The sequence below is a fragment of the Caulobacter sp. CCH9-E1 genome (genome assembly GCF_001556515.1).
Classification (GTDB): domain Bacteria; phylum Pseudomonadota; class Alphaproteobacteria; order Caulobacterales; family Caulobacteraceae; genus Caulobacter.
The window spans coordinates 1-23,137 of record NZ_LSJA01000221.1; the positions used below are offsets into that span (position 1 = coordinate 1).

Below are 23,137 nucleotides of genomic sequence, written 5' to 3' on the forward strand. Positions count from 1 at the left end.
CGAGCCGAAACGCAACAAATCCTACGGTCTCCGGGTTCGCCCGGCCGCTCCGTCGCCTCCCCAACACCTTCAGCGAGCGATCGCGTGAAGCGGCGAAGGCATGCGCCGTCGCCAAACCTTTCCCTCGCGGCCCGACCCTTCTATATGCGGACACTTCTTTGCTTCGTCCGACTTGCCTCGAAAGGCCGCGCCCGCATGGCTCGCATCCTGATCACCTCGGCCCTGCCGTACATCAACGGCATCAAGCACCTGGGGAATCTGGCGGGGTCGATGCTGCCGGCCGACGTCTATGCGCGCTTTCAGCGGGCCCGGGGCCATGAGACGCTGTATATCTGCGCCACCGACGAGCACGGCACCCCGGCGGAGCTGGCGGCGGCCGCGGCCAACCAGGACGTCGCCACCTACTGCGCCGAGCAGCATGTGCTGCAGCATGACGTTGGCCGCGCCTTTGGACTGTCGTGGGACTGGTTCGGCCGCTCCTCGTCGCCGCAGAACCATCGCCTGACCCAGCACTTCTGCCAGGCCCTGGAAGACCACGGCCTGATCGAGGAGCGGGTCGACCAGATGGTCTATTCGGTCGACGACAAGCGCTTCCTGCCCGACCGCTACGTCGAAGGCACGTGCCCGCATTGCGGGTTCGAGAAGGCGCGCGGCGACCAGTGCGACAACTGCGGCAACCTGCTGGACCCGACCGACCTGATCAATCCGTACTCGGTGATCTCGGGCTCGCGGAACATCGAGGTGCGCGACACCAAGCACCTCTACCTTCTCCAGACGAAAATGGCTGATCGCATCAGGGCCTGGGTCGACAGCCACGCCGACTGGCCGCAACTGGCGCGTTCGATCGCCTACAAGCATTTGGACGAGGGCTTGATCGACCGTGGCATCACCCGCGACCTGGCCTGGGGCATTCCCGTTGCCAAGGACGGCGTCCCGCGCCCCGGCTTCGAGGACAAGGTGTTCTACGTCTGGTTCGACGCCCCGATCGAATACATCGCCGCGACCCAGGAGTGGGCGGAAGCTCAGCCCGATCGCGACTGGAAGCGCTGGTGGCGCACCGACGAGGGCGCGGATGACGTCCGCTACGTCCAGTTCATGGGCAAGGACAACGTCGCGTTCCACACGGTCAGCTTCCCGGCGACCATTCTCGGCTCCGAAGAGCCGTGGAAGAGCGTCGACATGCTCAAGGCCTTCAACTGGCTGAACTGGTACGGCGGAAAGTTCTCGACCAGCAACAAGCGCGGCGTCTTCATGGACGCGGCCCTCGAAATCCTCCCGCCCGACCTGTGGCGCTGGTACCTGACGGCCAATTCGCCCGAGGGCAGCGACACGGCCTTCACCTGGGAGCAGTTCGCCAGCGCCGTGAACCGCGACCTGGCCGACGTGCTGGGCAACTTCGTCAACCGCATCCTGAAGTTCACGGAAGGCAAGTTCGACGGCGTCGTGCCCGAGGGCGGCGCGCCGGGGCCCCTGGAGGAGAAGCTGTTCGCCGACGTCTCGGCGCGCCTGGCGGATCTGGCCGAACAGATGGACGCCATCGAGATCCGCAAGAGCGCCCAGGCGCTGCGGGCCCTCTGGGTGGTCGGCAACGAGTACCTGCAGGAGGCCGCGCCCTGGACCGCGATCAAGACCGACCGCGACCGCGCCGCCGTCATCGTCCGCACGGCCCTGAACCTGGCGGCCCTCTACGCCAAGATCTCGGCCCCCTTCATCCCGTTCGCGGCCGAGAAGATCAGCGAGGCGTTCGGCCTGGACTTCCCGGCGGCCTGGCCGTCGAACGACGCCGCGGCCGAGCTCTCCAAGCTGACGGTGGGCCAGGCGATCACGGTTCCGGAGGTCCTCTTCAAGAAGATCGACGACGACCAGATCGCCGAATGGACGGCGCGTTTCGGCGGCGCGGACTAGGGTGATCGCGGGGGCGGACAGCCAGTCGGACGGGAAGGGCCTTCCGACCCTGGTCCGCCTCTGCCTGTTCTACGCCTCGCTGTTCCTCGTCTCGGGCGTCAGCCTGCCTTACGCGGGCACCTTCCTGCGCGATCGCGGCATGAGCGGCGGCGCGATCGGCCTGATCCTGGCCGTGCCGCTGCTGCTGAAGCCCTTCACGGGCCCGGTGCTGGCGGTCTGGGCCGACGGCTTCAAGCTGCGGCGCACGCCGATGGTGCTGCTGCTGGTCGGCGCGGGGCTCGGCTACGCGGGATTGCTGGCCGGCGCGAACCTGTTCTGGCTGGTCCTGGCCTGGTTCGTCGGGCAGACCCTGATGTCGACGGTCTCGCCGCTGATCGACGTCATCACCCTGCGGCGCGCGCGGGTCGAGGGCTTCAACTACGGCCTGGCGCGCGGCACCGGGTCCAGCGCCTTCATCGCCGCCAACCTCGCCATGGGCGCGATCCTGACCTTCGCGGCGCCGACCATCATCGCGATCTGGATCGTCGCCACCTGCTTCGTCGGCGCTCTGGCCGCCGCCTGGCTGGTGCCGCCGGAGCGGGTCCACGCCGAGGGCGCCAAGCCCGGCCGCGCCGAGCGCTGGAAGGGGCTAGGGGACCTGATGCGCAACCGAACCTTCGTGCTGGCGGTGGTCACGGCTGGCCTGATCCAGGGCGCGCACGCCTTTTACTACGGCTTCTCGGCCATCCTCTGGCGCAAGCAGGGGATCAGCGAGCCGATGATCGGCGTGCTCTGGGGCGTCGGGGTCGCCGTCGAGGTGGGCTTCATGTTCTTTCTGGAGCCCCTGCGCCGTCGCTGGGGTCCCGAGCGGTTCCTGATCCTCGGCGCCCTGGCGGCGGTGGTCCGCTGGACCGCCTATGCTTTTCAGCCGCCGCTGTGGGCGCTGTTCCCGCTGCAAGCCCTGCACGCCTTGACGTTCGCGGCGTCGTTCCTGGCCTCGCTGCGCCTGATCGAGAAGCTGGCGCCGCCATCGGCGGCTTCGCCGGCCCAGGCGATCAATTCCGCCCTCTCGTCAGGCTTCACGCTCGGCATCGCGACCCTCGCTTCTGGCCCGTTGTTCGACGCGCTGGGGCCGTTCGGCTATCTGGCGACGGCCGGCATGGCGGGGCTGGGGCTGATCGGCGCGATCGTCCTGGCCCGTCAGTCGCCCCATCAGATCGTGTAGTCGACCTCTTGGCCCTCCAGCCACGCCACGATCCGCTCCGCCGCCTCGACGGGATCGATCGCCGTGGTGTCGATCCGCAGCTCGGGGCTTTCCGGCGCCTCGTAGGGGCTGTCGACGCCGGTGAAGTTCTTGAGCTGGCCGGAGCGGGCCTTTTTGTAGAGGCCCTTGACGTCCCGCGCTTCGGCCACGGCCAGGGGCGTGTCGACGAAGACCTCGATGAATTCGCCGGGCTCCAGGATATCGCGCGCCATCTGGCGCTCGGCGCGGAACGGCGAGATGAAGGCGGTCAGCACGATCAGCCCAGCGTCGACCATCAGCTTGGCGACTTCGGCCACCCGGCGGATGTTCTCGACGCGGTCCTCCTCGGTGAAGCCGAGGTCCTTGTTCAGGCCATGGCGGACGTTGTCGCCGTCCAGCAGGTAGGTGTGCCGGCCGAGGGCGTGCAGGCGCTTCTCGACCAGGTTGGCGATCGTCGATTTGCCCGCGCCGGACAGGCCCGTCAGCCAGACGACCTGGCCGCGCTGGGCCTTCAGCGCCGCGCGCGAGACCTTGGTGACGTCGGTGTGCTGCCAGTGGATGTTGTCGGCCCGCCGCAGGGCGAAGTTGATCATCCCCGCGCCGACGGTGCGGTTGCTGAGGCGGTCGATCAGGATGAAGCCGCCCATCTGGCGATTGTCGGCGTAGGGCTCGAACGGGATGGCCTGGTCGAGCGAGAGGTTGCAGACTCCGATCTCGTTCAGCTCCAGCCGCTTGGCGGCCGTGTGCTCCAGCGTGTTGACGTTCACGCGGTGCTTGATGTCGGTGACGCTGGCCCCGACCGTGCGGGCGCCGATCTTCAGGAGATAGGTCCGGCCAGGGGGCAGCGGTTCGTCGTCCATCCAGACGACCGTGGCCTCGAACTGGTTGGCGACTGGAGCCGGAGCCTCGGCGGCGGCGATGACGTCGCCGCGCGAGATGTCGATCTCGTCCTTGAGCGTCAGGGTCACGGACTGGCCGGCGACGGCTTGGTCGAGGTCGCCCGGCAGGGTGACGATCCGGGCGACGCGGCTCTCGCGACCCGAGGGCAGGGCGCGGATGCGGTCGCCGGGCTTGATGGTCCCAGAGGCGATCAGGCCCGAGAAGCCGCGGAAGTCGAGGTTCGGGCGATTGACCCACTGCACGGGCATGCGGAAGGGCTTGGCCTGCAGGTCGTCTTCGACCTCGACGCCTTCCAGCCAATCCATCAGGATCGGGCCCTCGAACCACGGTGTGGCCTCGCTGCGTGTCGCGATGTTGTCGCCGGAGAGGCCCGAGATCGGGATCGGCGTGAAGACCGAAAGGCCGATCTGATCGGCGAACGCGCGGTAGTCCGCCACGATGGCGTCGAACACGTGCTGGTCCCAGCCGACCAGGTCCATCTTGTTCACCGCCAGCACGACGTGGCGGATGCCCAGCAGGCTGACGAGATAGCTGTGCCGGCGGGTCTGGGTCAGCACGCCCTTGCGGGCGTCGATCAGGATCACGGCCGCGTCGGCGGTCGAGGCCCCGGTGACCATGTTGCGCGTGTACTGCTCGTGGCCAGGCGTGTCGGCGACGATGAACTTGCGCTTCTCGGTCGAGAAGAAGCGATAGGCGACGTCGATCGTGATGCCTTGCTCGCGCTCGGCGGCCAGGCCGTCGACCAGCAGGGCGAAGTCGATCGCGCCGCCCTGGGTGCCCACCTTCTTGCTGTCGGCCTCGAGGGCCGCCAGCTGATCCTCGAAGATCATCTTGCTGTCGTACAGCAGACGGCCGATCAGCGTGGACTTGCCATCATCGACGCTGCCGCAGGTGATGAAGCGCAGCAGCGACTTGTGCTGATGCTGGTGCAGGTAGGCTTCGATGTCCTCGGCGATCAGGGCGGACTGATGGGCCATCTCAGAAATACCCTTCCTGCTTCTTCTTCTCCATCGAGGCCGACTGATCGTGATCGATGACCCGGCCCTGGCGCTCGCTGGTCGTGGTCAGCAGCATTTCCTGGATGACCTGGGGCAGGGTGGCGGCCGTGCTTTCGACCGCGCCGGTCAGCGGATAGCAGCCCAGGGTGCGGAACCGGACGCTCTTCAGTTGCGGGACTTCGCCCTCGCGCAGGCGGAAGCGGTCGTCGTCGACCATGATCAGCGCGCCGTCGCGCTCGACCACGGGGCGCTCGGCCGCGAAGTACAGCGGCGCGATCGGGATGTTTTCCAGATGGATGTACTGCCAGACATCCAGCTCGGTCCAATTGGAGATCGGGAAGACGCGCAGGCTTTCACCCGGGTGCTTGCGGGTGTTGTAGAGGTTCCAGAGCTCCGGGCGCTGGTTCTTGGGATCCCAGCGGTGTTCGGCCGTGCGGAACGAGAAGACACGCTCCTTGGCCCGGCTCTTTTCCTCGTCGCGGCGGGCGCCGCCGAAGGCCGCGTCGAAGCCGTACTTGGTCAGCGCCTGCTTGAGCCCTTCGGTCTTCCAGAGGTCGGTGTGCAGGGCGCTGCCGTGGTCGAACGGGTTGATCCCCCGCGCCTCGGCGTCCGGGTTTTTGTGCACGATCAGGTCGAAGCCCAGCTCAGAGGCGATGCGGTCGCGCAGGGCGTACATGTCCCGGAACTTCCAGGTCGTGTCGACGTGCAGCAGCGGGAAGGGCGGTTTGCTGGGATAGAAGGCCTTGGCGGCCAGGTGCAGCATCACCGCGCTGTCCTTGCCGATCGAGTACAGCATGACGGGGCGTTCGCACTCGGCCGCCACTTCCCGAAGGATGTGGATGCTCTCGGCCTCCAGGCGTTGGAGGTGCGTCAGGCGGGCCGGCGAGATCTCAATCGTCTTCATCGGTTCCGGCGGGAGCGCTGCGGGTGCGAATTCGGTAAGGGCCAAGGCGAAGTTCCGCAAAGGGAAAATGTCCGTACGCCTTCCTGGACGGGAACGACGTCGAACCTATGTCGCGACCTAGGCCTGGCGAGCGCCAGCGGCAACGCCGGAAATCTGGAGGCGCTGTCAGTTGGATTGGCGCCACACCTTCGCAAGCTTCGGCGTTCATGACGGAATTTTCACTCGCGCGCTGCGCGAGACTCTCGCATAACGCCGCTATCGTTTTCGAGGCGGGTCATGGCCTTCTTGGCTGAAATGTTGGCGGTGGCGGTCGTTTGGCTGTCCTCTTTCGCGCTGTGCCAGTTTGGCGTGGCGACGGAGACGCGCGCCCACAAGGCTGGCCACGCTCATGCCGTGAAGACCGTGGCGCGCTCGCCGCGCGCCGAAGCCGCCAAGCCGCAGCCGGTCCCGACCGCGGCGCCCTCGGCCACGCCCAAGGCCGCTTAAGCCGCGATTAGGCGTCGCACCTGTGCGAACGCAACCAAAGCCGCTTTTCGTCAAGGCTTTTCATCGTTAGGTTCATCCGACACGCGAAGGAGGGGCCGGCGCGCGAAGGCTGTCTCAGCGCCCCCCGCCGACGCCCTGGGACTCTGGCTGTGTATGAAGCCTAAGAAGCGACAACCGTTCGATTTCTCCGCGACGCCGACGGCTCCTCCCGTGGAAGAGAGCAGCGTCGCGCCCGAGCTTCCCGAATCGACGTCGTTCTCCGATCCCGTGATCGAACCGACTTCCGCTGAGCCGCTGACCCTGAACGACGATCTGGATGTTCCGCCGCCGACGACCGTGCGGTCGCGTCGCCGACGGGAGGCCGAGCCCGAACAGCCCAAGAATTTCGCCGAACCGGAGCTGAAGCCCGCGCCGTCGCTGTCGGTATCTCAGCCCTTGGCGCCGATCGCCGAGCCCGAGCGCGCCACGCCCGCCAAGGCGGAGAAGCGCGACGCCGCGCTTGATCTTCGCCTGCCGCCGGGCTCCACGCCGGTGGCGCTTGAGACGGAAGAGTCGCCGCGTCGCATGTCTGGCGCGCTGTTCTGGACGCTGGCCTCGGCGATCGCCGCCCTCTGGGCTTTGGCGCCGATCGCTTTTGCGTTCGGCTACGCCCGAGGCGTGCCGGCCTTCCAGGTCGAGGGTTTCGCCTTCACGGTTTTCGCCAGCCTGGCGATCGGCCCGGCTCTGATGACCTTGCTGGGCGCCTATCTGTTGCGGCAGGCGACGGGAATCTCCGACGAGCTGCGCCGGACGCGGACCGCGACGGACCGCATTGTAACGCCCGCCGCTCTGGCCGCCGTCGGCGCTTCCAGCGCCGTGGACGCCATGCGCCAAGGTGTCGATGAAGCCGCCGCCGCGGCCGAGCGAGCCCGTGAGCACATCATTTCCCTGCGCGAGGCCCTGGCCGAGGAGACCGCGCGTCTGGCCGAGGCGGCCGCCGAGTCGGCCCGCATGGCCAATCAGCTCGCGCAGGGCCTCGGCCACGAACGTACGGCGATGGAGACCCTGTCGCAGTCGCTGGACGCTCGCTCCACGGCGGTGGTCGACGCCATCGGCAGCCAGGCCCGCATGGTCGCCGAGGCCTCCGATCTGGCGGAGACTCAGTTGCGCGAAGCCGAGGCGGCTCTGGCCGCCCGCGCCGCGGACCTCGCCGCCGCCGCCGCGGAAGCTTCCGACGCGGCGCGCGTCGGGGCCGAGGATCTGTCGCGTCAGGTCGCCCGCCTCGAGAGCGCCGGCCTTGGCGTCAGCGACCAGGTCGCGGCCGTCGAGAAGACCCTGGCCGCTCAGCGCGCCGCCCTGCTCGAGGTCAGCCAGGCCCTGCGCTCCGAGCAGGAGGATTTCGCCGCCGAGGCGGAGACCCGCACCGCGCAGCTCACCGAGTTTGTCGCCTATACCCGCGTGGGCGCCACCGAGCTCTCCGACCAGGCCGCGATGGGCGCCGAGATCCTGCGCGGGCTGATCAGCTCCGCCGCCGATCAGTTCCGGGAGATGGCCGACAGCGCCAAGGCGCGTCAGGACGCCCTGGCGGAAGAGACCAAGAAGACGCTCGAGATGATCGGCGACGTCGCCGAGAACCAGCGGACCCTGCTGGAGGAAGAGCTGAAGGCGGCGATGGAGGCCATGGCCGACGCCGCGCTGAAGGCCGCTCAGGGCGTCGAAACCCGCGTCGAGGCCGCCCGCAGCCGCGTCGATCAGCTCAACGAGATCGCTTTCGCCGCCGGTCAGAAAGCCGACGCGGTGTTCGAGGCCCGCATGGAGGAGGCGCGCGACATCATCGAGCATTCCGCCCAGATGGTCGAACAGGCTGGGGCGCGGACGTCCCAGAAACTGGCGGACTCGGTGCAAGCCGCGCGCGGCACGCTGGACGAGCTGGAGGCGATGCTGTCGGAGATCGGCAAGCGCACCGCCGAACTGCCGTCGGAAGCCCTGATGAAGGCCGCCGAGGTTCGCGTCTCGATCGAGCAGGGCGTCGAGCAGCTGATGAACGCCGTGCGCCGTACGGCCGACGAGACCGCCGCGATCGATCAGGCGTTCCAGGAGCGCGTGCGCCGCAATTACGAGATGCTGAGCGAGGCGGCCGGCGCGGTGACCGCGGCGGGCGTGTCGACCGTTGCGGCGCGCGCCGCGTCATCGTCCGCCGCCAAGGGCCGCGCCGCGCCGCCGCTGCCCCCAGCGGCCGCTAAGCCGTCCCAGCCGCAGCCTCTGCCGATGGCGGAGTTCGACGACGAAGGCGAGGCGCCGAGCGACCGTCGCCGTCTGCGCTTGACGCCGACCGCGACCGACGAGGAGTTCCGCTCGGTCTTCGAGAAGGCCAGCACCCGCAAGGCCGCGCCGCCCGCTGGGGAAGACGGGGGCCAGGGCGGCTGGAGCTGGCGCAACCTGCTGTCCGGCATCGAAAGCGGCTCGCAGGGCGACGCCGCCCTGGGCGAGAAGCTGGCGGCCGAGATCACCGCCATGGGCATCGACCCGCACGCGTTGCTGCCGCGTCCGCGCATCGACGAGATCGCCGCCGCCTTGCAGACGGGCGACGCCGGCGGCGCCCGGGAAGTGGTCAAGCGACTGGCGCCCGCCGCCATCCGTCGCCTTGTCCGCCGCTTGTTCTCCGACTCGACTCTGAAGGGCAACGCCGAGCGCTTTATCAAGCGCTACGCCGGCATGGTCGAGGAAGCGGCTGGGCAGGACCGCGAAGGCTTCCTGATGGCGGCGCTGTTGTCCTCGGACGCCGGGCGGGCCTATCTGCTGCTCGACGCCGCCAGCGGCGACCTCGGCTAGTTCTGGACGTTCGACTTGAAGCGTGCGTTTGACCTGCTGGCCTCGGCGGTCGGCCTGATCGTGCTGGCCGCGCCGATGCTGGCGCTATGGTTGCTTGTGCGACTGACGTCGCCTGGTCCGGGCCTTTACTGGTCCCAGCGGGTGGGGAAGGGCTCGTCCCTGTTTCCGATGCCCAAGTTCCGCACCATGCGGATCGACACGCCCGAGGTCGCGACCCATCTGCTGGACGCCCCCGACCGTTGGCTGACACCGGTCGGGCCGCTGATGCGCAAGTTGAGCCTGGACGAACTGCCTCAGCTGTGGAGCGTGCTGGTCGGGCACATGAGCCTGGTCGGTCCGCGCCCGGCGCTGTTCAATCAGGACGACCTGATCGCGGCGCGCAAGGCGGCCGGCGTCGACGCGCTGCGCCCCGGCGTGACCGGCTGGGCGCAGATCAATGGTCGCGACGAGCTCGCCATTCCGGACAAGGTGGCGCTCGACGCCGAGTACCTGCGCCGGCGCTCGTTCCTGTTCGACCTGAAGATCCTGGTCAGCACCGTCGTGCCGGTGCTGACCGCCAGGGGCGTGACCCGCTAGCCGAGGGCGGCGTAGGCCTTCTCGAGCGCCGCGACGAAGGCCGGGTTGTTCGCCAGAGCCGCCGGGAAGACCGTGTCCAGCGCCAGGAAGGCCGCGACGTCTGTCTTGGCCTCTCCGGTCGCGGCGACGCCCAGCGCGGTCAGCGCTTCGGCCAGGGGATCGGTGATCGCCTCGCCGGCCTTGGCGCGCAGGGCGACGAACCGCATCCAGGCGGCCAGCGGGATCGCCAGGCGCTCGATCGAGCGGCCCGCGTCCAGCGTCTCGGTCAGCGTGCCGAGGATGCGGAAGGGCAGTTTCTGCGAGCCGTCCCAGGCGATCTGCGACAGGTAGTGGCGGATCTCGGGATTGCGGAAGCGCGCCAGGATGGCCTCGGCGTACTGGGCCAGATCCAGGCCGCGCGGCGCGGTCAGGGTCGGGATGATGTCCTTGACCATCATGTCGCGCGCCAGGGCTTCCAGCACGGGATCGCTGACCGCCTCGAACACCGTCTCATGCCCACGCAGGATGCCGGCATAGGCGAGGGTGGAGTGCACGCCGTTCAGCAGGCGCAGCTTGGCGCGTTCGAAGCCGCGGACATCGTCGGTCAGGATGACGCCGACGCTGGCGAGGTCCGGGGCGTCCGCCGGCAGAACGTCTTCGACCACCCACTGGGTGAAGGCCTCGCGCTGGATCGGCCAGGCGTCCTCCAGACCAGTCGCGGTCAGCACTCGGGCGCGCAAGGCGTCGTCCGTGGCCGGGGTGATGCTGTCGACCATGGTGCGCGGGAATCTGCCCTCGCGTTCGATCCAGGCGGCGAGCTCGGCGTCCAGCTTGGCGGCGAACGCGACCACGGCGGCCTTCAGGCGCCAGCCGTTGTCGGCGAGGTTGTCGCAGGCGACCACGGCGTAGGGCGCAAGGCCCGCCGCGTGACGGCGACGCAGGCCTTCGACGATGTAGCCGACGGCGCTGTTGGGCTCGCGGGGATGGGCCAGGTCATGGACGATATCGGGGTGGCTCTCGTCGAGCCCGCCCTCCGCCGACAGGGTGTAGCCCTTCTCGGTGACGGTCAGGGTGACCATGCGCGTGGTCGGCGCGGCGAGGCGGGCGAAGACCGACGGCGGATCCTCCGGCGCGACCAGCACCTCCTGGATGGAGCCGATCACCCGGAAGGTCGTCTCGGCGTCCAGCTGCGCAAGGGTGTAGAGGCCGTCCTGCGGCTCCAGGGCGTCGCGGACGCCGGGGCTCTTCAGCGAGACGGCGCAGATCCCCCAACGCGGGTCCTTGGCCAGTAGCTCGTCGAAATAGAAGGCCTGGTGGGCGCGGTGGAAGGCGCCGGGACCAAAGTGAACGACGCCGATCTGGACCTTGTCGCGGTCATAGACGGGCAGGGCGACGCCCGGGATCGCGCCGGGATAGCTGGTGGCGCTTAAACGCAGGGCGGAAGAGGTCTCGGAGGAAGCGGTCAAGGGAAGCGCCTAGAGATCGAAGGAACGTTCAGGCCGCCTACATGCTGTAGTCTGGCCTCGGTGACAATTGGCTTGACCAATCTCTAGAGGGTCACGCCGGACTTCCAAATAGCGATCTCGCGTTCGCCGTTCAGCTCGGCCTTGGTCGGTTTACCGGAGGCGGTTTCGACCACGAGATCCATCAGGGCGTTCGCCGCCTCGTCCATCGAGACGCCCGCCAGCACCTGGCCGGCGTCGAAGTCGATCCACCCCGGCTTGCGCTGGGCGAGGCCGGAGTTCGAAGCGATCTTCAGCGTAGGGGCGGGGAAGCCGAGCGGCGTGCCGCGTCCGGTCGTGAACAGGATCACGGTGGCGCCCGCCGCCGTCAGGGCTGTCGACGACACGGCGTCGTTGCCGGGCGCTTCGAGCAGGGTCAGGCCGTGCGGTCCGACCCGCTCGCCATAGCGCAGCACCTTGACCAGCGGCGCGCGGCCGCCCTTCTGGACCGCGCCGAGGGACTTCTCCTCCAGCGTCGTGATGCCGCCGGCGATGTTGCCGGGCGAGGGGTTCTCATAGATCGGCTGGTGATTGTCGATGAAGTAGCGCTTGAAGTCGTCGATCACGCAGACGGCCTGGTCGAACACCTCGCGGCTGGCGGCGCGGGCCAGCAGCACGCCCTCGGCGCCGAACACCTCGGGGATTTCGGTCAGCACCGGCGTGCCGCCGGCGTCGGCGACCTTGTCGGCGATGCGGCCGACCAGAGGATTGGCGGTGACGCCCGAGAAGCCGTCCGAGCCGCCGCACTTGAGGCCGACCACCAAGTCCGAGACTGGGATCGGCTCGCGGCGGTCGCGCTCAGCGATCTCGACCAGCGCCTCGACGGCGGCCAGGCCATCTTCCAGCTCGTCCTCGACCATCTGGGTGGTGAAGCCGCGCAGGCGTTCGTGATCGATCTCCGGCGCGCTCTCCAGCAGAGCCTTGAGCTGATTGTTCTCGCAGCCCAGGCCCAGCAGCAGGACGCCGCCCGCGTTGGGGTGGCTGGCCAAGGCCGCGATCAGCTTGCGGGTGTGGGCCAGGTCATCGCCCAGCTGCGAGCAGCCGAACGGGTGGGGAAAGGCGAAGACGCCGTCGACGCGGCCGGCGAAGCGCTGGCTGGCTCTTTCGGCGATGCGGCGGGCGGTGTTGGCCACGCAGCCCACGGTGCATAGCACCCAGATCTCGTTGCGCGTTCCGGCCCGGCCGTTCTTGCGCCGATAGCCCTGGAAGGCGCGCGGCGTCGGTTCTTGTCGAGGTTCGGGTGGGGCGGGCGTCCAGGCGAAGTCCTCGACGCCCTCCAGACGCGTGGCGACGTTGTGGACATGGACGTGATCGCCGACGGCGATATCCGCCAGCGCTCGGCCGATCGGCCATCCATACTTCAGCACGTCCTCGCCGGCCTTGGCGGCGCGGATGGCGATCTTGTGGCCCTTGGGGATGTCGGCGCGCGCGGTGATGGCCTGGCCATGCAAGTCCACAGCCTCGCCGCGGGCGATGTCGCGCAGCGACGTGGCGACGTGGTCGCGCGGGTCGACCGGGTGGATCGATTCGCGTTGCGGCTGGAGCGCATCAGTCATCGTGAAGTCTCGCCCTCGGGGCGGGGATCGCCAAAAGAAAAGATCAGTGACATGGTAACCGGTGTCAGATTGGCGGCAAGTCGATGTTTCGTCGTAGGTGGCGATCACCGTCTCGCTAGAGTATGACAAGCCAAAATAAACAAAGCCGCTGGGAACGCCGTGACTGCTTCGAATACGCCTTCCTCGAATCCGGAAGAAAGCGAGACCGGCGTCGAGGGCGGACGCCGCCGGGCGACGATCAACGATATCGCGCGTCTGGCCGGCGTTTCGAAGAAGACCGTCTCGCGCGTCATCAACCAGTCGCCCTTCGTTCGCGACGAGACGCGCGAGCGGATCGAGGCGGTCATCGCCGAGTGGGGTTATGCGCCTGATCCGCAGGCGCGAGGCCTGGCGTTCCGTCGATCGTTCCTGATCGGCATGATCTACGACAACCCCAATCCGCAGTACGTCGTGAACATGCAACTGGGCCTGCTGGACGGCTTGCGCGGTTCCGGCTTCGAACTGGTGGTGCACCCTTGCGACCGTTCCAGCCCGACTTTCCTGGCCGATATTCGAGCCTTCGTGGAGCGCCAGAAGCTGTTCGGCGTGGTGCTGCCGCCGTCGGTCTCCGAGGATGACCGCGTCGCCAAGCTGCTCAACGAGATCGGCTGCGCCTATATCCGCATCGCCTCGGTCGAGCTGGACAAGCCCGAGCACATGATCGTCGGCCATGACCGGCTGGGCGGGGCCCAGGCCGCGCGGCACATCCTGTCCCTGGGGCACCGCCGGATCGCCTTCATCTCGGGTCCCGCCACCTTCCGCTCGTCGCACGAGCGGCGAGGGGGCTTCGAAGAGGCCTTGGCCGAGGCGGGGCTGAAGCTGGCGCCGGAGGACATCGTCCAGGGCGGCTACACCTTCGAGTCCGGCGTGGCTTGCGGAGACATTCTCCTGGCGCGCAACCCGCGTCCGACCGCGATCTTTTGCGGCAACGACGAAATGGCCGCGGGCGTGCTGCAATCGGCCCGCAAGGCAGGTCTTTCGGTTCCGCAAGACGTGACCGTCGTCGGTTTTGACGACTTCCAGATCGCCCAGGCGGTGTGGCCGCCGCTGACCACGGTGCGCACGCCGACGCGCGAGATCGGCCGGATGGCCGCCGAGAAGCTGCTGGGAGTCGAACGTCCTGAGCCGCGCGACCTTACGACCACGGAGCCAAGCTTGGTGGTGCGCGAGTCCTCGGGCCCGGTTCCGGCGTGAATGCTCGCGGCCGCCCGCGGCTTGCATCGTAACATGACACCGGTTACCAAGCGGGCCAAAGCGCCTCATCGCGAAGTCGCCGGTCAGACAGGGAGCAGACGTTAAGCCATGCCCAGGCCTCTGAATTTCCATGATGACCGGTTGTTTCCGGCCGACCCGACCACCCGGTCCTACGCCCGGGGCCTGTACGGCCTGGTCAAGCACCTGCCGATCATCAGCCCGCACGGCCACACCGATCCGAGCTGGTTCGCGACCAACGCGCCGTTCCAGGACGCCACCGACCTGCTGCTGGCGCCGGACCACTATCTGTTCCGAATGCTCTACAGCCAGGGGATCCAGCTCGACGCGCTGAAGGTGCGCTCGAAGGCCGGTGTTCCCGACACCGACCCGCGCGAAGCCTGGCGCGTGTTCGCCAGCAACTTCCACCTGTTCCGGGGCACGCCCTCGTGGGTGTGGCTGAACCACGTGTTCGGTCAGGTGTTCGGCTTCACCGAGTTCCTCGAAGCCTCGAACTCGGACGCCTATTACGACCGCATCACCGAGGCGCTGGCGACCGAAGCCTATCGCCCCCGCGCCCTGTTCGACCGTTTCAATATCGAGACCCTGGCCACCACCGAGGGCCCGCACGAGAGCCTCGCGCATCACAAGGCGATCCGCGAGAGCGGGTGGGGCGGTCACGTCATCACCGCCTACCGTCCAGACGCCGTCATCGACTTCGAGGACGAGCGCAGCCCGCGCGCCTTCGAGCGCTTCGCCGAGGTGTCCGGCCAGGACGTCTACAGCTGGAAATCCTACCTCGAGGCGCACCGCCTGCGCCGCCAAGCCTTCATCGAGGCGGGCGCGACCTCGTCCGACCACGGTCACCCGACCGCGGCCACGGCCGATCTGACCGACGCCGAGGCCGAGGCCCTGTTCGCGGACCTGGTGAAGGGCAATGTGACGCCGCAGAAGGCGGAGCTGTTCCGCGCCCAGATGCTGACCGAGATGGCCAAGATGAGCCTGGACGACGGTCTGGTCATGCAGATCCACCCCGGCTCGCACCGCAATCACAATGTTGGCCTGCTGAACTCCCACGGCCGCGACAAGGGCGCCGACATCCCGATGCGCACCGAGTACGTGGATGCGCTGAAGCCGCTGCTAACCCGCCTGGGCAATGATCCGCGCCTGTCGATCATCTTGTTTACGCTGGACGAGACGACCTACAGCCGCGAACTGGCCCCGCTGGCCGGCCACTATCCGGTCCTGAAGCTGGGCCCGTCCTGGTGGTTCCACGACAGCCCGGAGGGCATGATGCGCTTCCGCGAGCAGGTCACCGAGACCGCCGGCTTCTACAACACCGTCGGCTTCAACGACGACACCCGCGCCTTCCTGTCGATCCCGGCACGCCACGACGTGGCCCGCCGTGTCGACAGCGCTTTCCTGGCCCGCATGGTCGCCGAGCACCGCATGGATCTCGTCGAGGCCGAGGAGCTGATCGTCGACCTGACGTACAACCTGCCTAAGAAGGCCTACAAGCTCGACCAGCGTCCGGACTGGGCCCGTCCCGCCGCGCTGCGCGCCGCCGCCGAATAGAACACCCTTTCCGGAGACTTCCTGATGTTCGCCAAGACCTATCACGCCACCCATCCGGACATGATGTTCGCGGTCAGCAACGACGACCTGCGCGACCGCTACCTGATGCAGGGCCTGTTCCAGGACGGCCAGATCGTCCTGACCTACAACCACGCCGAACGTTTCGTCGTCGGCGGCGTCGTGGCGACCAGCCCGATCAAGCTGCCCGACCAGACCGAGCCCGCCTCGGCCGCCGGCCACCCGTTCCTTGAGCGCCGCGAGCTGGGCCTGATCAATGTCGGCGAGACCACCGGCAAGGTCACTGTCGACGGCGTTGTCTACGAGATCGTTCCGCGTGACGGCCTTTACGTCACCATGGGCGCCAAGGACGTGACCTTCGAGGGCGTCGACGGCGCCGCGCGCTTTTACCTGGTCAGCCTGCCGGCCCACGCCGCGTTCGAGACCAAGAAGCTGGCCTTCGCCGACGCGATCCCGCTGGAGCGCGGCGCGCTGGAGACCTCCAACGAGCGCACGATCTACCAGTACATCGTGCCGACCACCTGCAAGTCGGCCCAGCTGTTGCTGGGCATGACCGTGCTGAAGCCGGGCAGCGTCTGGAACACCATGCCGCCCCACCTGCACGACCGTCGCTCGGAAGCCTATTTCTACTTCGGCCTGGGCGAGAACGACCGGGTCTTCCATTACATGGGCGAGCCGGACGAGATGCGTCACATCGTGATCGCCAACGAGGAAGCCGTGATGAGCCCGCCGTGGTCGATCCACATGGGCTCGGGCACCGCCAACTACACCTTCATCTGGGCGATGGGCGGCGAGAACCTCGACTATACCGACATGAACGTGCTGGACATTTGCCAGCTGAAGTAGGGCCGAAAGGCTAGGCGCTTCCTCCGTGTCATCCCGGGCGAAGCGTAGCGAAGACCCGGGACCCAGGACCGCGCGCTGAGCGGTCGCCCCTGGGTCCCGGATAGCCTCTGCGAGGCTTCCGGGATGACACGATTTTTGGATCAGGAAATCAGAACCATGGCCAATCCGTTCAGCCTCGAAGGCAAGGTCGCGCTCGTCACCGGCGCCAACACCGGGATCGGGCAGGGGATCGCCATCGCCCTGGCCGCCGCCGGCGCGGACATCGCCGCCGCGGGCCGTAGCGAACCGACCGAGACGCAAGCCGCCGTCGAGGCCCTCGGCCGCAAGTTCCTGTCGATCAAGGCCGACTTCGGCTCGACCGAACCGGTCCAGCGCGTGGTCGACGAGACCGTCGCCGCGTTCGGCAAGGTCGATATCCTGGTCAATAACGCCGGCATCATTCGCCGCGCGGACTCGATCGAGTTCAGCGAGGCCGACTGGGACGCGGTGATGGACACCAACCTGAAGGTCGTCTTCTTCCTGACCCAGGCCTTCGCCAAGCAGGCGCTGAAGCAGGGTGGCGGCAAGGTGATCAACATCGCCTCCTTGCTCTCGTTCCAGGGCGGCATTCGCGTGCCGTCGTACACGGCCGCCAAGTCGGGCCTGGCCGGCCTGACCAAGATCCTGGCCAACGAGTGGGCGACCAAGGGGATCAACGTCAACGCCATCGCGCCGGGCTATTTCGACACGAATAACACCGAGGCCCTGCGCGCCGACCAGGACCGCAACGCGGCGATCCTGGCCCGCATTCCGGCCGGTCGCTGGGGTCGTCCCGAGGACATCGGCGGCGCCGCCGTGTTCCTGGCCTCGTCGGCTTCCGACTACGTCCAGGGGATTACTCTGCCCGTGGACGGGGGCTGGTTGGCCCGCTGACGAAATAAAAACACGCAATCGGTCGATGGTAGCGCAACCATCGTGCCGAGCGGGTTTTCTCGTCTGGTGAACAAGGCTAGAGGGCGCCCTAGCGTCAAGTCTCCCCGCCGCGACGCGCCCTCGAACCTTCTGCCTGCATGGGATCCCGGCGCTCGGGGTCCTCGGAGTCCGCGCATGCGCAACCCGGCCCTGTCGATCGACGTCGATCGTCCGACCAGCCAACACGTCCGCAAGAACGCCAATCTGCTGAGCGATCTGCTGGTCGAGGCGATCGCCTATCTGGAAGGCGAGGAGGCCGCCGCCCTGGTGGCTCGGGCGCGCAAGGTCGCTTCGCACGAAGACGTCGCCAACGGCGACGCGCCGGTGCTGGATCACCTGTTCTCCGACCTTTCGAAGGATCAGGCCGTGTTCCTGGCCCGCGCCTTCGCCAGCCACTCGCTGCTGGCCAATATCGGCGAGGACGTCGCCGGCCGCCGTCGCCACGCCGAGGCCGACGCCCAGCCGGGCGACGAACGCCCCCGCACCCTGGTCGACGCCGTCAAGCTGCTGAAGCGCCAAGGCAAGACCGACGAGGACCTGGCCAAGACCTTCGCGGCGATGAACGTCGTACCGGTGCTGACCGCTCACCCGACCGAGGTGCGCCGCCGCAGCATGGTCGACCGCGAGACAGAGATCTCGCGCCTGATGGCCCTGCGTCGCCACCACCTGCCGCCGGATCTCGAGGCCGAGATCCGCGAGAGCCTGTTCCGCGAGATCGCCCTGATGTGGCGCACGCGCCTCTACCGGCCCGAGCGGATCACGGTGAAGGACGAGATCCGCAACGCCCTGTCGATCGTCCGCACCTCGATCCTGCCGGCGATCATCGACCTCTACGGCGACTGGACCAGCAAGATCGGCTCGCACGGCCATCTCGCCCCGCTGCTGAAGCTGGGCTCGTGGCTGGGGGGCGACCGCGACGGCCACCCCGGCGTCAACGGCGAGACCCTGAAGCTGGCCTTCGCCAGCCAGTCCCGCGTGATCCTCGATTGGTACGCCGGCGAGGTCCGCAAGCTGTGGTCGAACCTGGCCGTCTCGACGGCCTATGCGCCGGTGTCGGAAGAGCTGCTGGCCCTGGCCGCCCAGGCCAAGAATCCGTCGGTTCACCGCCTGGACGAGCCCTATCGCCTGGCGCTGGAGCTGATCTTCGATCGCCTGACGGCCGTGTCGCAGAAGCTGACCGGCCAGCCGGTCGCCTTCGCCACGGGCGTCACCAGCGTCGAGCCTTACGGCCATCCGGACGCCTTCATCGCCGACCTGTCGGTGATCATCGACAGCCTGGAGCGCAACGGCGGCGAGCGGCTGGTCGGCACGGCGTTGCGCACCCTGGTCGACGTCGCCAAGGCCTGCGGCTTCCACCTGATGAGCCTGGACCTGCGCCAGAACGCCGACGTCCATGAGCGCACGATCCACGAGCTCTACGAGCGCGCCGGCTCCGGCGTCGGCTACCTGAAGCTTTCCGAAGAGGCCCGCTGCAAGCTGCTGATCGAGGAGCTGTCGCACCAGCGTCCGCTGGTCTCGCCGTTCACCGAGTACAGCGAGGAGACGACCAGGGAGCTGGCGACCATGACCGCCGCCGCCCAGGCGGTGCGCGACTACGGCCATGGCTGCCTGGGGGCCTACATCATCTCGAAGTCGGCGACGCTGTCCGACATCCTCGAGCCGCTGGTCCTGCTCAAGCAGGTCGGCTTGGTCTGGGGCGGCGCGGCGCCGCGCGCCTCGGTCAAGGTCGCGCCGCTGTTCGAGACCATCGGCGACCTCGAGAACGGCCCGGCCGTCCTGCGCCAGTGGCTGGAGCTGCCGCTGGCCCGCTCGATCCTCGGCGACCGGCCGGTGCAGGAGATCATGCTCGGCTACTCCGACAGCAACAAGGACGGCGGGTACGTCGCCAGCCGGCGCGGCGTCGCGGTCGGGGCCTCGGCCCTGGCGCGCGAGGCCGACCGGATGGGCGTGGGCCTGCAGCTGTTCCACGGCCGGGGCGGCAGCGTTGGGCGGGGCGGGGGACCGGCCGCCGAGGCCGTGCTGGCCCAGCCGGCCGGCACCGTCCAGGGCCGCATCCGCATGACCGAGCAGGGCGAGATGATCGCCCGCCGCTTCGGCGACCAGCCCACCGCCCGCCGCAATCTCGACGGCCTGGCCGCCGCCGTGCTGATCGCCAGCGAGCGCCCGGTCGTTAAGCCCGACGCCAAGGTCGACGCGGCCATGACGGCCCTGGCCGACGCCTCGTTCCACGGCTTCCGCGCCCTGGTGTACGACGATCCGGCCTTTGAGAACTTCTTCTGGTCGGTCACCCCGATCAGCGAGATCGTCGGCCTCAATATCGGCAGCCGTCCGGCCAGCCGGACAGCCAGCCGCAAGATCGAGGACCTTCGGGCCATCCCGTGGGTGTTCAGCTGGTCGCAGTCGCGGTTCATGCTGCCGGGCTGGTACGGCTTCGCATCGGGCGTCGATCGCGCCGGCCTGTCGGTCGAGCAACTGCGCGACCTGGCCGGAAACTTCGATTTCTTCGCCTCGCTGCTGTCGAACATGGAGCTGGCCCTGGCCCAGAGCCACATGCCGATCGCCTCGCGCTACGTCGCGCTGTCGCCGGACAAGGACAGCGCCCAACGGATCTTCGCGACCATCCGGCGCGAGCACGAGCGGGCGGCCGAGCTGGCCCTGGCCATTCGCGGCGGGTCCAGTTTGCTGGACAACCAGCCCGACCTCGCCGAATCCGTGGCCTTGGCGGGCCGCGTCGTCGATCCGCTGAACCACCTGCAGTTGGAGCTGCTGTCGCGTCGCCGGGCGGGGGACCAGGACGAGGAGCTGCGTCTGGCGATCCAGCTGACCGTCGCCGGCATCGCCGCGGGCCTGCGCAATACGGGGTGATTTGACCGCTCAAGAATCCGATCTCCCCGGCGCCACGGGTCGCGCTCTGCGCGCCCGAGCGTAAACTCCTGCCGGGGTCCAGATCGAGCCCGCAGACGCAGAGGGCGGGCGAGGCCAGAAGGCGCGTCATCCCCAGACATTCCGGATGAATCTGGGCCCCGGCATTCGCCGGGGAGGTCGGCTGTTTGATCATCGTTCTTCCAGTCGGCCAAAACCTATCCTTTTCAACTGCTTGCCCATCCCAGAATCCCGCTTCAACCCCGCTTGCGCTCCCCGTCGCTTTCTGTTTATCTGCGCATGACACCGGTGGCTAAGTGGCTTGGCCACTTTCCCTCCCTCTCGAGTGACACCGGTGTCATTACGTTTCGGCTCGGCGTCGTGGTCGGTCCGTATCGTTTGCGGCTCCTTGAGCTCGCTCCTGCGCAAACTCCGGGGCGCCGGGTCATGCCGGCGCCCTCACTTTTGCGTCGGCGGCCGGGCGAGGGGAGGCGCCGCAAAAGGTTTGGGGAAGGAAGCGAGGACCAGTGTCTTTCGCGCGGATCGCGAGCCCGACGGCTCCGCCCCGCGTTCCGCCTTTTAGTTTGACGTAGCGGCAAGCCAGTTGTGGCGCCTGTCCGCAACGCGGTCTAAGGGAACGGCCTGAGCCGGCATCGGCGAAATTTTGCTCACGCGGGCGTCTTTCCGGCGGTCCGCGCAAGAACGAGCCTTCGGGAAGGAGAATGCGATGGTGAAAGACCGTATGGCGGTGCTGACCGCCCTGATGGACCAGGGTGTGATCCCGGTGTTCTATCACCCGGACGTCGAGGTCTGTAAGAACGTGATCCAGGCCTGCGCCGACGGCGGCGCGCCCTGCATCGAGTTCACCAACCGCGGCGATTTCGCCAGCCACGTCTTCTACGAAGTCACCCGACACTTCGACAAAGCCGATCCGCGCGTGATCATGGGCGTGGGCTCGATCGTCGACGCCCCGACCGCCGGCATCTACATCGCCAACGGCGCCAAGTTCGTCGTCGGCCCGATCCTGAACGCCGACGTCGCCAAGGTCTGCAACCGTCGCAAGATCCCGTACTCGCCGGGCTGCGGTTCGGCCTCGGAAATCTCGTACGCCGAGGAACTGGGTTGCGAGATCGTCAAGGTGTTCCCGGGCTCGTCGGTCGGCGGTCCCGATTTCGTCAAGGCGGTGCTGGGCCCGATGCCCTGGACCCGCATCATGCCGACGGGCGGCGTCGATCCGGACGAGGCCTCGGTGAAGAAGTGGTTCGGCGCGGGCATCGTCGCCGCCGGCATGGGCTCCAAGCTGATCACGCAAGAGCTGCTGGACGCCAAGGACTACGCGGGCATCTCCAAGAAGGTCCGCGAGACCGTCGATCTGATCAAGAAGGTTCGTGGGAAGGCCTAAGACCAAATGACCGACAACATCCTGAACATCCGTCCGGCTTCGGAAACCAAGTGGGACTGCGCCAGCTTCGGCGAAGTGATGCTGCGTTTCGATCCGGGCTTCGGCCGGGTCCGCAACGCCCGGCAGTTCAACGTCTGGGAAGGCGGCGGCGAGTACAACGTCGCCCGCGCGTTCCGTAAGTGCTGGGGCAAGCGCTCGACCGTCGTCACGGCCCTGCCGAACAACGACCTGGGCTGGCTGGTCGAGGACCTGATGATGCAGGGCGGCGTCGACCAGTCCCACGTCATCTGGCGCGACTTCGACGGCCTGGGCCGCAATACGCGCGTTGGCCTGAACTTCACCGAGAAGGGCTTCGGCGTCCGTCCGGCGCTCGGCTGCTCGGACCGCGGCCACTCGGCCGCTTCGCAGATCCGCCCCGGTGAAGTGAACTGGGAAAAGCTGTTCGGCGAGGAAGGCGTGCGCTGGTTCCACACCGGCGGCATCTTCGCGGCCCTGGCCAGCAACACCGCCGAAGCCGTGATCGAGGCCGTTGAGGTGGCCCGCAAGTACGGCACGATCGTCTCCTACGACCTGAACTACCGCGCCTCGCTGTGGAAGTCGCAGGGCGGCAAGGAAGGCGCTCAGAAGGTCAATCGCCACATCGCCAAGTACGTCGACGTGATGATCGGCAACGAGGAAGACTTCACCGCCTGCCTCGGCTTCGAAGTGGAAGGCCTGGACGAGCACATCAGCTCGATCGACCCGGCGAACTTCAAGAAGATGATCGAGACGGCCGTGAAGGAGTTCCCGAACTTCAAGGTCGCCGCGACCACGCTGCGCAACGCCAAGACCGCCTCGGTCAACGACTGGTCGGCGATCCTGTACGCCGGCGGCCAGTTCTACGCCTCGATGATGCGCGAGAACCTGGAAATCTACGACCGCGTCGGCGGCGGCGACGGCTTCGCCTCGGGCCTGGCCTACGGCTTCATGGAAGGCAAGGGCCCGCAGGCCGCCGTCGAGTACGGCGCGGCTCACGGCGCCCTGGCCATGACCACCCCCGGCGACACCTCGATGGTGAAGGCCGCCGAGGTCGAGGCCGTGATGAAGGGCAAGGGCGCGCGGGTCATCCGCTAAAGCTCTCGTTCCCTGAAGAACAAGGAGAAGTCCTCGGCCGCAAGGCCGGGGACTTTTTCTTTGACGTGGGGCGGGTTGTAGACATCCGTGTCGTCGCGTTCCTTCTCAGCAAGAATCTCGGCGAACCGAAGGAAGCGCTCCTGAAGCTTCCGGGTGAGCCAGGCTTGTTCATGCCGCCGCCGCCGCGCCGAGCGGGAGGCGCCGTTGCGCCGGGGTTTGCGAGGGGAGGGCATGTCTGAGCTCCTTTTCCAAGATCCTCCCCCGCGATGCGGGGGAGCAACCGTGTTGAGTTCAGGCGGGT

17 protein-coding genes are annotated in these 23,137 nt (G+C 67.9%); 12 read left to right on the plus strand and 5 right to left on the minus strand.

The genetic code is table 11. The features are described 5' to 3' along the window. Nucleotides 1–195 precede the first annotated feature (195 nt). The gene (gene metG / locus AX690_RS12685) at nucleotides 196–1,905 is read left to right on the plus strand and encodes a methionine--tRNA ligase (protein ID WP_066684354.1); all 1,710 of its coding nucleotides are present in this window, start codon (nucleotides 196–198) and stop codon (nucleotides 1,903–1,905) included. A gap of 4 nt (nucleotides 1,906–1,909) precedes the next feature. Further along, the gene (locus tag AX690_RS12690) at nucleotides 1,910–3,109 is read left to right on the plus strand and encodes a major facilitator superfamily domain-containing protein 6 (RefSeq protein WP_066684356.1); all 1,200 of its coding nucleotides are present in this window, start codon (nucleotides 1,910–1,912) and stop codon (nucleotides 3,107–3,109) included. Here AX690_RS12690 and cysN read toward each other — a convergent pair. Further along, entirely contained in the window at nucleotides 3,097–5,004 is a 1,908-nt protein-coding gene (cysN, locus tag AX690_RS12695) for a sulfate adenylyltransferase subunit CysN (protein WP_066684352.1), read from the minus strand. The two genes, AX690_RS12690 and cysN, sit on opposite strands and share 13 nt — an antisense overlap. 1 nt (nucleotide 5,005) lies before the next feature. Then, nucleotides 5,006–5,974, minus strand: coding sequence for a sulfate adenylyltransferase subunit CysD (gene cysD / locus AX690_RS12700; protein ID WP_082769641.1), 969 nt, complete (start codon nucleotides 5,972–5,974; stop codon nucleotides 5,006–5,008). Nucleotides 5,975–6,205: 231 nt separating this feature from the next. On the opposite strand from cysD, the gene AX690_RS12705 reads away from it, so the two are divergent. From AX690_RS12705 to AX690_RS12715, 3 genes are all read left to right on the plus strand, one after another. Next, nucleotides 6,206–6,415: a hypothetical protein gene (locus AX690_RS12705; protein WP_066684348.1), complete on the plus strand. Its 210-nt coding sequence runs from the start codon at nucleotides 6,206–6,208 to the stop codon at nucleotides 6,413–6,415. Nucleotides 6,416–6,568: 153 nt separating this feature from the next. Beyond that, nucleotides 6,569–9,226: a polar localization protein TipN gene (locus AX690_RS12710; RefSeq protein ID WP_066684341.1), complete on the plus strand. Its 2,658-nt coding sequence runs from the start codon at nucleotides 6,569–6,571 to the stop codon at nucleotides 9,224–9,226. Between the two features lie 15 nt (nucleotides 9,227–9,241). Then, nucleotides 9,242–9,802 (plus strand): sugar transferase, encoded by a 561-nt coding sequence (locus AX690_RS12715; protein WP_066684339.1) that lies wholly within the window; start codon nucleotides 9,242–9,244, stop codon nucleotides 9,800–9,802. Here the strand turns inward: AX690_RS12715 and AX690_RS12720 are convergent. Together AX690_RS12720 and AX690_RS12725 are read right to left on the minus strand one after the other, a co-directional pair. Further along, nucleotides 9,799–11,247: a mannitol dehydrogenase family protein gene (locus AX690_RS12720; RefSeq protein WP_066684337.1), complete on the minus strand. Its 1,449-nt coding sequence runs from the start codon at nucleotides 11,245–11,247 to the stop codon at nucleotides 9,799–9,801. The two genes, AX690_RS12715 and AX690_RS12720, sit on opposite strands and share 4 nt — an antisense overlap. 83 nt (nucleotides 11,248–11,330) lie before the next feature. After that, a complete protein-coding gene (locus tag AX690_RS12725; protein ID WP_066684335.1) occupies nucleotides 11,331–12,839 on the minus strand; it encodes a UxaA family hydrolase in 1,509 nt (502 codons plus the stop codon). A 159-nt stretch (nucleotides 12,840–12,998) separates the two neighbouring features. Between AX690_RS12725 and AX690_RS12730 the strand changes: the two genes are divergently transcribed. The 7 genes from AX690_RS12730 (at nucleotide 12,999) to AX690_RS12760 (ending at nucleotide 22,836) form a co-directional block, all read left to right on the plus strand. Then, nucleotides 12,999–14,072 carry a LacI family DNA-binding transcriptional regulator gene (locus AX690_RS12730; RefSeq protein WP_066684332.1) on the plus strand — a complete coding sequence of 358 codons (1,074 nt, stop codon included), beginning with the start codon at nucleotides 12,999–13,001 and terminating at the stop codon, nucleotides 14,070–14,072. A gap of 108 nt (nucleotides 14,073–14,180) precedes the next feature. After that, a complete protein-coding gene (gene uxaC, locus AX690_RS12735) occupies nucleotides 14,181–15,644 on the plus strand; it encodes a glucuronate isomerase (protein WP_066684330.1) in 1,464 nt (487 codons plus the stop codon). 24 nt (nucleotides 15,645–15,668) lie between these two features. Next, on the plus strand, nucleotides 15,669–16,508 hold the full coding sequence (kduI, locus tag AX690_RS12740) for a 5-dehydro-4-deoxy-D-glucuronate isomerase (protein ID WP_062099878.1): 840 nt from the start codon (nucleotides 15,669–15,671) through the stop codon (nucleotides 16,506–16,508). A gap of 156 nt (nucleotides 16,509–16,664) precedes the next feature. After that, complete coding sequence (gene kduD / locus AX690_RS12745; protein WP_066684328.1) at nucleotides 16,665–17,420, plus strand: 2-dehydro-3-deoxy-D-gluconate 5-dehydrogenase KduD; 756 nt, start codon at nucleotides 16,665–16,667, stop codon at nucleotides 17,418–17,420. 174 nt (nucleotides 17,421–17,594) lie between these two features. Beyond that, entirely contained in the window at nucleotides 17,595–20,324 is a 2,730-nt protein-coding gene (ppc, locus tag AX690_RS12750; RefSeq protein WP_066684326.1) for a phosphoenolpyruvate carboxylase, read from the plus strand. A gap of 724 nt (nucleotides 20,325–21,048) precedes the next feature. Next, entirely contained in the window at nucleotides 21,049–21,723 is a 675-nt protein-coding gene (locus AX690_RS12755) for a bifunctional 4-hydroxy-2-oxoglutarate aldolase/2-dehydro-3-deoxy-phosphogluconate aldolase (RefSeq protein WP_004616830.1), read from the plus strand. A gap of 6 nt (nucleotides 21,724–21,729) precedes the next feature. Next, nucleotides 21,730–22,836, plus strand: coding sequence for a sugar kinase (locus tag AX690_RS12760; RefSeq protein WP_013078702.1), 1,107 nt, complete (start codon nucleotides 21,730–21,732; stop codon nucleotides 22,834–22,836). Here AX690_RS12760 and AX690_RS12765 read toward each other — a convergent pair. Next, a partial coding sequence (locus tag AX690_RS12765) for a hypothetical protein (RefSeq protein WP_231732194.1) occupies nucleotides 22,833–23,137 on the minus strand: 305 nt, incomplete at its 5' end. The genes AX690_RS12760 and AX690_RS12765 overlap by 4 nt on opposite strands.

Excerpts from the sequence above, each read along its gene's own strand:
- kduI (WP_062099878.1), top strand. The coding sequence starts at position 15,669 with ATGTTCGCCAAGACCTATCACGCCACCCATCCGGACATGATGTTCGCG.
- AX690_RS12725 (WP_066684335.1), bottom strand. The coding sequence starts at position 12,839 with ATGACTGATGCGCTCCAGCCGCAACGCGAATCGATCCACCCGGTCGAC.
- metG (WP_066684354.1), top strand. The coding sequence starts at position 196 with ATGGCTCGCATCCTGATCACCTCGGCCCTGCCGTACATCAACGGCATC.
- AX690_RS12760 (WP_013078702.1), top strand. The coding sequence starts at position 21,730 with ATGACCGACAACATCCTGAACATCCGTCCGGCTTCGGAAACCAAGTGG.
- uxaC (WP_066684330.1), top strand. The coding sequence starts at position 14,181 with ATGCCCAGGCCTCTGAATTTCCATGATGACCGGTTGTTTCCGGCCGAC.
- cysN (WP_066684352.1), bottom strand. The coding sequence starts at position 5,004 with ATGGCCCATCAGTCCGCCCTGATCGCCGAGGACATCGAAGCCTACCTG.
- kduD (WP_066684328.1), top strand. The coding sequence starts at position 16,665 with ATGGCCAATCCGTTCAGCCTCGAAGGCAAGGTCGCGCTCGTCACCGGC.
- AX690_RS12755 (WP_004616830.1), top strand. The coding sequence starts at position 21,049 with ATGGTGAAAGACCGTATGGCGGTGCTGACCGCCCTGATGGACCAGGGT.
- AX690_RS12705 (WP_066684348.1), top strand. The coding sequence starts at position 6,206 with ATGGCCTTCTTGGCTGAAATGTTGGCGGTGGCGGTCGTTTGGCTGTCC.
- ppc (WP_066684326.1), top strand. The coding sequence starts at position 17,595 with ATGCGCAACCCGGCCCTGTCGATCGACGTCGATCGTCCGACCAGCCAA.
- AX690_RS12710 (WP_066684341.1), top strand. The coding sequence starts at position 6,569 with ATGAAGCCTAAGAAGCGACAACCGTTCGATTTCTCCGCGACGCCGACG.